At 30.1% G+C, this 12908-nt stretch carries 11 protein-coding genes; 1 reads left to right on the top strand and 10 read right to left on the bottom strand.

All coding sequences use genetic code 11. The features are described from left to right. Positions 1-20: 20 nt before the first annotated feature. The 8 genes from dnaK to gpr all read right to left on the bottom strand — a co-directional run bounded on the left by dnaK (position 21) and on the right by gpr (position 9666). Entirely contained in the window at positions 21-1874 is a 1854-nt protein-coding gene (gene dnaK / locus L1S47_RS09070; protein WP_238883266.1) for a molecular chaperone DnaK, read from the bottom strand. A 33-nt stretch (positions 1875-1907) separates the two neighbouring features. After that, a complete protein-coding gene (gene grpE, locus L1S47_RS09065; RefSeq protein WP_373689049.1) occupies positions 1908-2528 on the bottom strand; it encodes a nucleotide exchange factor GrpE in 621 nt (206 codons plus the stop codon). A gap of 10 nt (positions 2529-2538) precedes the next feature. Beyond that, on the bottom strand, positions 2539-3570 hold the full coding sequence (hrcA, locus tag L1S47_RS09060) for a heat-inducible transcriptional repressor HrcA (RefSeq protein WP_202768361.1): 1032 nt from the start codon (positions 3568-3570) through the stop codon (positions 2539-2541). A gap of 235 nt (positions 3571-3805) precedes the next feature. Then, the gene (hemW, locus tag L1S47_RS09055; RefSeq protein ID WP_238883264.1) at positions 3806-4936 is read right to left on the bottom strand and encodes a radical SAM family heme chaperone HemW; all 1131 of its coding nucleotides are present in this window, start codon (positions 4934-4936) and stop codon (positions 3806-3808) included. A 90-nt stretch (positions 4937-5026) separates the two neighbouring features. Next, complete coding sequence (lepA, locus tag L1S47_RS09050; RefSeq protein WP_238883263.1) at positions 5027-6832, bottom strand: translation elongation factor 4; 1806 nt, start codon at positions 6830-6832, stop codon at positions 5027-5029. A gap of 303 nt (positions 6833-7135) precedes the next feature. Continuing rightward, positions 7136-7474 (bottom strand): hypothetical protein, encoded by a 339-nt coding sequence (locus L1S47_RS09045; protein ID WP_202768359.1) that lies wholly within the window; start codon positions 7472-7474, stop codon positions 7136-7138. 79 nt (positions 7475-7553) lie between these two features. Next, on the bottom strand, positions 7554-8615 hold the full coding sequence (locus tag L1S47_RS09040) for a stage II sporulation protein P (RefSeq protein WP_238883262.1): 1062 nt from the start codon (positions 8613-8615) through the stop codon (positions 7554-7556). A 76-nt stretch (positions 8616-8691) separates the two neighbouring features. After that, entirely contained in the window at positions 8692-9666 is a 975-nt protein-coding gene (gene gpr / locus L1S47_RS09035) for a GPR endopeptidase (protein WP_238883261.1), read from the bottom strand. Positions 9667-9855: 189 nt separating this feature from the next. On the opposite strand from gpr, the gene rpsT reads away from it, so the two are divergent. Then, positions 9856-10119 carry a 30S ribosomal protein S20 gene (gene rpsT / locus L1S47_RS09030; RefSeq protein ID WP_202768356.1) on the top strand — a complete coding sequence of 88 codons (264 nt, stop codon included), beginning with the start codon at positions 9856-9858 and terminating at the stop codon, positions 10117-10119. A gap of 32 nt (positions 10120-10151) precedes the next feature. On the opposite strand, the gene holA is transcribed toward rpsT, so the two are convergent. Next, positions 10152-11192 carry a DNA polymerase III subunit delta gene (gene holA / locus L1S47_RS09025; RefSeq protein ID WP_238883260.1) on the bottom strand — a complete coding sequence of 347 codons (1041 nt, stop codon included), beginning with the start codon at positions 11190-11192 and terminating at the stop codon, positions 10152-10154. Between the two features lie 18 nt (positions 11193-11210). Further along, positions 11211-12878, bottom strand: a complete 1668-nt coding sequence (locus L1S47_RS09020) for a ComEC/Rec2 family competence protein (RefSeq protein WP_238883259.1) — start codon at positions 12876-12878, stop codon at positions 11211-11213. Positions 12879-12908: the final 30 nt, after the last annotated feature.

Genomic DNA, 12908 nt, shown 5'->3' with positions numbered 1-12908 from the left:
ATTTGTTAGCTTAGTTTCAACTATTTATCTTCATCTACTTTAAAATCGGCATCTACTACATTATCATCTTTTGGTCCTTGAGAACCTGCTCCTGGATTTCCACCCATGTTGTTTGGATCAAATCCTTGACCTTCTGGGTTTGCTGCTTGGTAAATCTTAGATGAAACTGCGTAGAATTCTTGAGTTAATTCATCAGTAGCCTTTTTAATTGCTTCTAAATCATCCCCATCTTTAATTTTCTTAACTTCTTCTAATTTAGCTTCTATCTTACTCTTATCTTCTGCTGAAACTTTATCTCCTAAATCAGTTAGAGTCTTTTCAGTTTGATATACTACTTGATCTGCATTATTCTTTATTTCTATAGCTTCTTTTCTCTTCTTATCTTCTTCAGCAAATCTTTCTGCTTCTTTTACTGCCTTATCTATTTCATCATCAGAAAGGTTAGTTGAAGCAGTTATTGTAATATTAGCTTCTTTACCAGTTCCTTTATCTTGTGCTGAAACTTTAACTATACCATTAGCATCTATATCAAATGTAACTTCGATTTGTGGAATTCCTCTTGGTGCTGGTGCAATTCCTGATAGAGTAAATCTACCTAAAGTTTTGTTATCAGCAGCCATTTGTCTTTCCCCTTGAACTACATGGATTTCAACACTTGTTTGACCATCTGCAGCTGTTGAGAAGATTTGACTCTTCTTAGCTGGTATTGTTGTATTTCTTTCAATTAATGGTGTAGCTATTCCACCCATTGTTTCAATTCCTAGAGTTAATGGAGTTACATCTAGCAATAATACATCCTTAACATCTCCAGTTAAAACTCCACCTTGAATTGCAGCCCCTACAGCAACACATTCATCTGGGTTAACTCCTTTTGAAGGTTCTTTTCCAGTAAATTCTTTAACTGCATCTTGAACTGCTGGTATTCTAGTTGATCCACCAACTAATAATACTTTATCAATATCCCCTATAGATAATCCAGCATCATTTAATGCTTTTCTCATAGGTTCAATAGTTCTTTGTACTAAATCATGAGTTAATTCATTGAATTTTGCTCTAGTTAATGTTAAATCTATGTGCTTTGGACCTGTTGCATCAGCTGTTATAAATGGTAAATTGATTATTGTTTGAGTTGAAGATGATAATTCAATCTTAGCTTTTTCTGCTGCTTCTTTTAATCTTTGAAGTGCCATCTTATCATTCTTTAAATCTATTCCATTTTCAGCTTTAAATGTATCTGCTATATAATCTATAACTTTTTGGTCGAAATCATCTCCACCTAAACGAGTATCTCCATTAGTTGCCTTAACTTCAAAAACTCCATCTCCTAGTTCAAGTATTGATACGTCGAATGTACCACCACCTAAGTCATATACAAATATTCTTTGGTTAGTATCCATTTTATCCATACCATATGCTAAAGCTGCAGCTGTTGGTTCGTTTATAATTCTTAACACTTCTAATCCAGCTATTCTTCCTGCATCTTTAGTTGCTTGTCTTTGGGAATCATTAAAGTATGCTGGTACTGTTATAACTGCTTGAGTTACAGTTTCACCTAAATAACTTTCAGCATCAGCTTTAATCTTTTGAAGAACCATTGCTGATATTTCTTGTGGCGAATGATCTTTTCCATCTATGCTTACCTTATGATTTGTTCCCATGTGTCTTTTTATTGAAATTATAGTTTTATCAGGATTTGTGATTGCCTGTCTTTTAGCAACTTGACCTACTAATCTTTCTCCATTAGCTTGGAATGAAACAACTGATGGAGTAGTTCTAGCACCTTCAGCATTAGCTATAACTACTGGATCTCCTCCTTCCATAACAGCTACACAAGAGTTTGTAGTTCCTAAATCAATTCCTATTACTTTTCCCATAATAATATCCTCCTATTTATCAATTAAATTTTGCTAGTTTACAACTTTAACCATTGAATATCTAATTACTTTATCAGCTTTCTTATAACCTTTTAAGAAAACTTCTGATATTTTGTTTGGACCAAAATCTTCATTTTGTTCATGCATAACTGCTTGATGAACGTTTGGATCAAAATCTCCTGAGGCATCTATTTCTTCTACACCAAGTTTTTCTAGTGCTCCATTAAATCCTCTTTGAGTCATTTCTATTCCTTTTTTTAGATCTTCAATAGATCCATCTACTGCTAAAGCTCTTTCTAAGTTATCTAGAACTGGAAGAATTTCTTTAATTACATCAGTAGTTGCATCAGTATAGATACCTTCTTTTTCTTTTTGAGTTCTTTTTCTGAAGTTTTCATATTCTGCAGTTATTCTTAGTAGTCTATCTTTTAATGCTTCAATTTCATTATTCAATTTAGTGTTTTCATCACTTAATTTTGAGTTTTTCTCTTTTAAAATCTCTTCGATTGATAAAACTTCTTCAAATTCTTTATCTTCTGAAACTTCAGATTCTTCTAAAGTTTCATCTAAGTTTGCGTTTTCCTCTACTTCCAAGTTTTCATTTTCAAATTCTTCAGTTGTATTCTCCTTTTTTGTCAAGAAATCACACCTCATCTCTCTAGTATTATTTTAAGCTTTGCTTATTAAACAAAGTATTTAGCTCTTTCATTACCTCAGCCATGATAGATATTACCTTTGAGTAATCTATTCTCCTTGGCCCGATAAGTCCTATAGTACCTAACGGTCTTTCTCCCAAAGTATATTCTGCAGTAATGACACTACAGTCTTTAGCTTGTGGTAAGAAGTTTTCATCACCAATCTTTATTGAAATACCTTTGTCTGTTGTAATAAGTTCATTAACGTATTCCTTATTATACAAAAGTTCTAGTATTTCTTTAGCTCTTTCTATATCGTTATATTCAGAGTAATTAAATATATTGGTTGTACCTTCCATAAAAACCTCCGAAGAGTTAGAGGATTTAAGGGTTTCATAAAGCAAAGAGAGCATTCCATTTAGAATCTCATCAAAGCCTTTTAACTCTAATGTTAACCTATTAATTACTTCAAGATTGATTTCTTCAATTGTTAAATTAACAAGTCTCTCATTTAATATATTATTTATTTTATTTAAAACTTCTGGGCTTAAACTTCTGCTTACTCTAAGCAAACCATTCTTTACAACTCCATTGTCTGTTACAATTATGCAAAGAACATTAAAATCATCTATCTTAACAAGCTGAGCTGATTTCATATAGCTCTTTTTAACCGAAGGCGCTTTTACAACACAAGTTAATCTAGTAAGTTCTGATAATAATGTTGAAGTTTGTTTTAACACCTTATCAACTTCAAATAATGCCATATCAATAATATATTTTTTTATCATTAACTCTTCTTCTGTGCTTAAGGTTTTATATTCCATAAGCTTATCAACATAAAGTCTGTAGCCTTTGCTTGAGGGAACTCTTCCTGCAGACGCATGAGGTTGCTCTAAATATCCCATCTCTTCTAAATCTGCCATTTCATTTCTTATAGTTGCAGAACTTATTCCTAAGTCATACTTCTTTGATAGTGTTCTTGAACCTACTGGTTCAGCTGTTTTCACGTAATCATTAATTATAGCTTGTAGAATTCTTATCTTTCTATCATCTATTGCCATAGTTTCACCTCTTTTTGTTAGCACTCACTATAATCGAGTGCTAATGACTACGATTTAAATATATTATTTCTAAGTTTTTTTGTCAATTAACAGATAGTATAATAATGTTTGCTTTTTTATTGTTTTTGAAGAAAAACTATTGTTTACTCTAAATTGCTCCATAAATCTCTATATTACTATATTTTTCAAAAATATTTACATGATTATGATAAATTCAAAGATAACAAATTCTCTGTTACTTATCTAAAATAAAGTCTTTCATAACATAATTGCTTAGTTCTATGCCTTTTTTACTTAAATATATCTTTCCTTTTTCTCGTACTAATAAACCCTCATTTATGTGAAATTTTATAACTTTTTCATAAATACTATCTAGTTCTTTATTAAATTTTCTCTTAAATATAGATTCATCAATTCCTTCTTTTTTTCTTAAACCTAAAAACATAAATTCTTCAATTAAGTCTTCTTCCTTCAAATTTATAATTTCAATCTTGGCACTTTTATTACTGTTAATAGCTTCTATATATTCCTTTATATCTTCTGTATTTTTTATTCGTTTTCCATCTATTAATGACGCTGAAGAAGATCCACAACCTAAATATTCCTCTAGCTCCCAATATACCTTGTTATGTCTGCATTCTTTGTCCTTCTTCGAAAAGTTTGAAATTTCATATTGCAAGTATCCTTTTTCATTTAAGTAATCCACACAATACTCATACATTTCTCTTTCCTCATCCTCTGAGGGTAACTTTAGTTTGTCCTCTTCCCATAACTTGTAAAAAGCTGTTTCCTCCTCGATTATGAGTGAATAGGCTGAAATATGCTCTGGATTTAGCTCTGTTATTTCACCCAAAGTGTTTTTAAAATCTTCTACTGATTGATTTGGCAGACCAAACATTGTATCAACATTTATATTATTAAATCCCATTTCTCTTGCTAAAGAATAATTACTTTTGAACTCCTCAAAGCTATGAATCCTTCCTATTTCTTTAAGAATACTATTTTTAGTACTTTGTAACCCTAAACTTAGTCTATTAACTCCATAACTTTTCATGATATCTAATTTTTCTTTTGTTAGGCTTCCTGGATTACATTCCATTGTAAACTCTAAATTCCTATTTAAGGACAATTTGTTTATTTCTTTAAGAAGCTTCTCTAAATTATCTTCATCTAAATAACTTGGAGTTCCACCTCCAATAAACACTGTATTATAACTATACTTTGATGCTTCTCTGGCTATTTCTTTGCACAATGCATTTATATATTCCTCCATCAATGCATCTTTTCCACTATAAGATGGAAAATCACAATACATGCACTTTTGTTTACAGAAAGGAATATGTATATATAAAGAAATGTTTTTCATTATAATTGCCTCCTAATTATAATTAAAACTCAGAAGGAGCATAGGATTTTAAATATACTTGCAAAATCCTTATCCATCTGAGTTTTATATTTAATCTACTTTTAAAACAGCCATGAATGCTTCTTGAGGTACTTCTACCGAACCTACCTGTCTCATTCTCTTCTTTCCTTCTTTTTGTTTCTCTAGAAGTTTCTTCTTTCTTGAAATATCTCCGCCATAACATTTAGCTAATACATCTTTTCTCATTGCTTTTACTGTTTCTCTAGCTATTACTTTAGCTCCAACAGTAGCTTGAATAGGTATTTCAAAAAGCTGTCTTGGTATAATTTCTTTTAATTTTTCTGCAATTGCTCTTCCTCTGCTATATGCTCTTTCCTTAGGAACAATCATTGAAAGTGCATCTACTGAATCACCATTTAATAGAATATCTAATTTTACTAATTCAGTTCTTACGTATCCTTTTAATTCATAATCTAAGGACGCATATCCCTTTGTTCTTGACTTAAGGGTATCAAAGAAATCATAAACAATCTCATTTAGAGGAATATCATAATGGATAACAACTCTTGTTGCTTCTAGGTATTCCATATCAATAAAGTTACCTCTTTTTTCCTGACATAATTCCATAACTGCACCTGTATAATCTGTTGGCGAAATTATTGAAGCCTTTACCATAGGTTCTTCCATATAATCTATCTCAGTCATTGGAGGTAAATTAGTTGGGTTTGTTAATTCTATAAGAGTTCCATCTGTTTTATAAACCTTGTATATAACTGATGGGGCTGTGGTTATGATATCTAAATTAAACTCTCTCTCAATTCTTTCTTGTATTATCTCCATATGTAACAATCCAAGAAATCCACATCTAAATCCAAATCCTAAGGCAATTGATGTTTCCGGTTCAAAGTTCAGAGCAGCATCATTAATTTGAAGTTTTTCTAAAGCTTCCTTAAGTTCTTCATATTTAGCTCCATCAACTGGATATATTCCTGAGAACACCATAGGTACTGCAGGCTTATATCCTTTTAAAGCTTCAGTGGTTTCTCTACCCTTTTCGGTAATAGTATCACCAACTCTAGCATCTCTTACATTCTTTATTGATGCAGTAATGTATCCAACATCTCCTGCACTCAATTGATTTATTGGTAAAAAGTTAGGTGTGAAAACTCCTACTTCTGTTACTTCGTATACTTTATTTGTAGCCATTAGTTTAATTTGAGTTCCAGGCTTAACTACTCCATCTCTAACTCTTACATAGCAAACTACACCCTTATAACTATCATAATATGAGTCAAAAATTAATGCCTTTAATGGAGCTTCTTCATCTCCTTGTGGATATGGAACCTTTTCAATAACAGCTTCTAGAACATCTTTAATATTTAATCCTGTTTTAGCTGAAATTAAAGGTGCATCATGTGCTTCAATTCCAATTATATCTTCGATTTCTCCTTTTATCTCATCCGGTCTAGCACTCGGAAGATCTATTTTGTTTATAACTGGTACTATTTCTAAATCGTTATCTAAGGCAAGATAACAATTGGCTAATGTTTGTGCCTGAATTCCCTGTGTTGCATCAACAACTAGAATTGCTCCCTCACATGCAGCCAAACTTCTTGAAACCTCGTAGTTAAAATCTACATGACCTGGTGTATCTATAAGATTTAATATATATTCTTCTCCATTATCCCTTCTATAAATTAATCTTGCAGCTTGAGATTTAATTGTAATCCCTCTTTCTCTCTCAAGTTCCATGTTATCTAAAACTTGCTCTTCCATTTCTCTTTGAGTAAGGGTTCCAGTCTCTTCCAACAACCTATCTGCAAGAGTTGACTTACCATGATCTATATGTGCTACTATTGAAAAATTTCTTATATGTTTTCTTCTTTCACTCTGCATATTAAATCCATTCTTATAAATTATTGATAATCAATAGTTAATGCTTGTTATCTTTAAGGTTATAAGAACAGCACTCACCCCCGTGTAAAATAATCAGATAAATTATAACACAAGTATCCTTCATCATGTCAACTAATTATAGGGTTTTAAGTTCAACTATTAACTTATACTTGTCTGAAAATGCTCAAAAGCCGACATTTTCAAACATGTATAAGTTAAGTTTCCTATCAAAAACCTTATATAGATATTTAGGTAATTTCATCTGCTTTTTTATATTGCTCAACTTTGAAGATAACATAACAATTATTTAAATATATTTTTTATATCCTCATAAGCTCCATCAATATTGCTTTTAATTGAGTTTACAAAGTTAAAGTTCCCCTTTAGTTTATACTCTTGGCCATTTATCTCTAAAATATATTTTCCACCATCAACCTGATGTATCTTAAGTATAGCTTTATCAAGAATAAAATTAGAAAATTCTTTTCCAAAGTCATCTTTAATGTTATCGAAATTTACTCCTTGAAGATTATTATTTTTTTCACTAAATGCTTTAGTATTTATAATGTTTATTTTAATAATCCCCAAAAATATAGTAATTAATATAATTATTAATGGTAATATTATACGTAACTTTTTCAAAAAAGCACCCCCTAGATTTTATACATATAATGCATTGTATATATCTATAAGGATGCTCATTTTTTATATTTTTATACCTTTATTTCCCATTTATATCTTCTGCTAATAATCTAGCTATATACTTTGCTGTATTTTGTGCCTCTACATTTGAATTACAATTTGCCCCTACTTCTATAAGAATTGCATTTGGACTCTGATTTTGGTTAAAAGAATCTTTTCCTCTTCTATATTCATCAATTCCTCTACTTAACCCTGGAAAGATATTTCTTGATAGTGTATTTAACTTATCAGTTAATGCTTTATTTTTTGGATAATATTGATTGTTTTGAGCTAATACAAACATTATTCTAGCAACACTTTCACCATTTATAGTTGCGGTTACTGGTGTTTTATTTTCCATAGCATCTCTATGCAAATCAATAATGATTTTAAAGCTATTATATTTTTTTAAATATTTGCTCAAAGTCTCCCCTGATCTTTTATAACTATCATCATAGGATAATGAATGAATGGTAGTATCGTGTATTGTTGCAATGCCATAGTTTTCCTCAAGCTCTTTTGTTAATGCATTTCCAACTCCTACAACACTCATATTAGGATCACTGCTTTCTGCTGTTGCTGGTGAATATGACTCCATAGTATGTGAGTGATAGATAAGTACTTCTGGCTTATCTATATTAAGCGTCTTTTTAAGCTTTGGATCATAGGCCTTTGATACTATATTAGTGCCTTCTTTAGGCATTTCTTCAGGTGTATACTTAATTATACTCTTATCATTAAGTTCAAAAGGGTCTAGTGTAGCTATAGTATTTTCATCATATTCCATATTATTAGGCAATTCCTTAAAGTAAGGAATTTCATTTTTTACTACTGTAAAGAAATTAATATCTTCTATCCCTAAGATACTTGCTAAATAATTTTGTAAGGTTAAGTTCTCATTATCCTTACTTGGTAAATCCAATGAATTTAAATACGGCATTCCCCTATTTAACATATCAATATACAAATTAGAATTATGAAATTGCTTTGATAATATAATGTAAGTACTCCTTAAAGCAAATATAGCAATTAATAATGTAATAATAATTTTTTTTACATTAAACTTAACACCTCTGCTTCTGGCTAATCTATCTTGTAGCAAAATAAATTCCCCCTCTCTCTTTATAATTTATATGGGGGAATTTACATAATTATTATTAAATTTTCTTATTATATTTTTAATTCATAAATTTATTTATATCATCCATATCTAATTGAGGTTGTAATGCCATATTAATACCATCTGCAATTATTTTAGATACAGAGTCTATTACCACATCTACCTCTTTTGGTGTAACCATTAAATCTCCTATATAAGGATTTAATACTTCCTTGATCATTTTACTTTTTTCTCTTTTATCAATGCTTTTAAGCATCTTATAAAATTCTCCACCCTCTTCAGCTGAGTGTATCATTTCATCCAACACTAGATCGATGGTGTCATTTGCAATAGTAGCTGCATCTACTACAGTTGGTACACCTATAGCTATAACTGGTATCCCTAAAATTTCTTTATTTATCTGCATCCTATGATTTCCTACTCCAGCGCCAGGTGATATTCCAGTGTCTCCAATTTGTATAGTTCTATTAACACGTTCTAACCTTCTTGAAGCCAAAGCATCTATGCATATTAAGATAGAAGGTTTAATTCTGTCCACAATTGATTTTATTATCTCCCCTGTTTCTATCCCTGTTGTACCAAGAACTCCTGGTGCCAAAGCACAAACAGAAGTAACAGAATCATCAATTGAATCTGGCATTACTGACTTAAGATGTCTTGTTATCATTATTTTTTCTGTAACTTTTGGCCCTAAGGAATCAGGTGTAACATTCCAATTTCCAAGACCTACAACTAGTGCGGTATCATTTTCTTTTATCTTAATTATATCTTTTAAGCTATCAGCTAAAGTATTTGATACTCTCTCCATTATTTCTCCATCATAGTGAGTATATTCTGGAACTTCAATAGTTATGTAGTTTCCCTTTGGTTTTCCCATTTTAATAGCACCATCTTCATTGACCACTTCTACACTTGTAACTTTTATATCATCCTTATTTTCTTCTTTTACAATTACTCCATCAATTTCACCTTTATGCTGCTTTTTATATAATTCTCTAGCCTCTATTGCTAAATCAGTTCTTACGTTATACATAAAATATGCCTCCTTTTCTGATATGTCTCTAGTTTTCCCACAGAGTTGACATATTATTTTATTTAATAAAAAAATTTCACTTGAATTAAAAAATATTCAATGTTATAATATGGTTTGTTGAATGTGAACTCGAAAGCAGATTTCCCCAAAACTGCGGAGGCCCTAAAAAATTGAAGGGGGTGAAAAGGAATGGCAAATATTAAATCAGCTAAAAAGAGAATTAAGGTTATAGAAACTAAAACTCTTAGAAATAAGATGTTAAAATCAGCACTTAAAACTGCTATAAAGAAGTTTGAAGTTGCTGTAGATGCAAAGAATGCTGAAGACGCTAAGGTTGCTTTTGCTGGAGCTGTTAGATCTTTAGATATGGCTACTTCAAAAGGAATTGTTCATAAGAACATGGCTGCAAGAAAAAAATCAAGATTAGCTGCAAAGTTAAAGACTTTAGCTTAATTTTATAAACCGGTCCATTAAGGACCGGTTAATTATTTTTTAGTGGTTCTTACAGTAGAAATCAATAAGAATTCCATTTCTGTTAGTATATTTGTTGAAACACTCTTTATTCGTTTTTCTGTCATAATACAAAGCTTCATACACTCTTCTAATTGACCAACAGTAAATCTATTACTTTGTTTTACTAATTTCTCCATTACAAAAGGATGCATCCTCATTTCTGTTGCTAGCACCTGTGAAGATAACCCCTTCTGAGTCTTTAGTCTTATTTCATAAAGTTTTCTAAATTGACCTTCTATTAATGATAATAATCTATTTAAATTTTCACCTTTAAATATTAGTTCATTCATGAGCATAATAGCTTTTTCAGGTTTTTTTTCTGATATAAAGTCTATTAAGTCAAACACATCATCATCGCCTTCTGAAGGTAATAATTGATCTATATCATTTTTAGTTATTGCTCGATCCAATGTATAGTTTACTAACTTCTCTATTTCGCTTTTAATTATATCTAAGTTCTTCTCAACTTTAGTTATAAAATATTTTAGTTCTACTTTTCCGATTTCTTTATTATATGAAGCAAATATATCTAAAGCTTCTTTAGATAGTCTATCTTCTTTTTGCTTATCTATATGCACTAATGTAGTACTCTTATCTAATGCTATTAGTGTCTTATATTTCTTATTATTAGGCTTATCTCTTTTGTCATCTAAAAGCACATAGGTTAAGAGAACTAAATATGAAGGTGTATTTTTGAAATACTCTATTACTTTTTTAAGTTCACTTTCTGGAAAATCCTTTGAACCCTTTAAAAAATTTGCTCTATATATAATAACCACTTTCTTATCACTCATAAAAGGAAGAGTTTCACAAGCATTTATTATTGTTTCTGACGTTATATTAACTCCATCAAGCTTTATATAATTAAAGTCCTTAAGATCATCTGAGAGAACCTTCTGTGAGATATTATCAATGGTCTCCTTCATTAACGCTTCATCTGTACCAGCTAAAATATATGAATTTTTAATATTGTTACTTTTAATTTCTCTCTCAAGCTCATTTAGTTTTATCACTTTTAACTCCTCACTAACTTAAAACCTAATTACTTTGTCTCCCAAAATAAAAATAGTTTCATCATCTCTAAGAGTTATTATATCATATTTTTCTTTATTTTTAATTAAAGAAAAGCGATACAACTTCTTATTATTAGTTCTTATATTGAATATATTATTATTTATATAAAAGCTATCACCTACAGAATTTAACGGTATAATACTTTTGTTGTTATACTGAGTATTACTAATATTACTCACTTTACTATTGGTTACTCTATATTTCCATATGTCTCCCTTATAACTAACTCTAATATCCTTTCCATTACTTATATTTATTTTTGTAATTGGAGAATAGATATAAATACTTAATGGAATTAATAGAACTATAGGTATATATTTAAATTCATTAAATCCTTTTTTGATAAAGTAATAACAGCCAAGACAAATAATATAGTAGTATACCAATTCTCTTTCAATATTCATCAAAGGTAATGATATTATCTCCATAAAATTTAGCATTAAATTTATCAAACCATTTATAATTCCAGTAACCCCAACCAAGATATCAAAGCAAAAGTTCCACCAATATGTTAAAAGAAGCAAGTTACCCAAAATAACTACAACACTAAAAAAGGGCATTAAAACTAGATTGGTTAATAGTGAATTAACCGAGAAATATCCTATTGAAATCCCAACTATAGGATAAGTCAAAACTTGAGGGGAAATACTTATGGCCATTGCTTCTCTTAAATATTTAGGGTACTTATAAAACTTTTTATTTAAAGGAGTATTAAAGAGTATTATTCCGAGTGTTGCTAAGTAAGATAATTGAAATCCTAAGTCCAAGGGGCTATATGGAGTTATTAAACATATTAATATTCCTGATAAGGATAAGGATGAAATTGGATTGTACTCCTTATATATTTTTTCTCCAATTTTTAATATTAGAATCATAAGAAATGATCTTAAGGTAGCTGAGGATGCTCCAGTGAATAAAGTATAAAATGCACAGGTTATTAGGGCAACCTTATAGCCAAAAAGCTTTTCTAACAGCTTATATATAAGAGCCATATGAAATCCAGATACAGATATTATATGTATCAATCCCCAATACTTCATATCATTCTTTTGTTCTAGTGTTAATCCATCTACATACCCGAAAGAAACTGCTGATATCATAGCTGCGGATTCTTTTCCAAGTTTACTTTCTATTTTCTTATAAATCCCCTCTTTATAATCATATATATACGAAATTAAATCCCGCTTTTCTTGTTTATAATCTCCCCCATAAATAATACCTACAATGCCTTTATCCATTTCCTTGCTTGGGGTAAAATCTCCACTTATTAGATATTTACTCCCAATGTTAAAACTTAATTTACTGCCCTGAATTATAACTTTTCTTCCTTTATAAATTCCAGTAAATTTTCCATAACTCTGATTTGTTATTCTCACTATATATCTTCCATCATTAACTTTTGGGATTGAATAATAAAAATGATTACTGCTTATGCTTAATGCAAAGAATAAAAAAAATAAAATGGTACTTTTCTTGCCCCCGAACCAAAATATAATAATAAATGTAATTATTGATAATATTATATATGATAAATTAAAGCTTGAATTATATACAATAGAACCTAAAATCAAACATATAAAAACTGTTACTAACGGATTCTTTAAAATGATATTTTCATTTTGCACAAAAAATAGCACCTCCCTTTCAATTCTTAC

The organism is Clostridium sp. YIM B02551 (genome assembly GCF_022324735.1).
Lineage (GTDB): Bacteria > Bacillota > Clostridia > Clostridiales > Clostridiaceae > Clostridium_T > Clostridium_T paridis.
The sequence above is the reverse complement of the archived record's forward strand: the minus strand, read 5'-3'. Positions and strand labels throughout refer to the sequence as shown.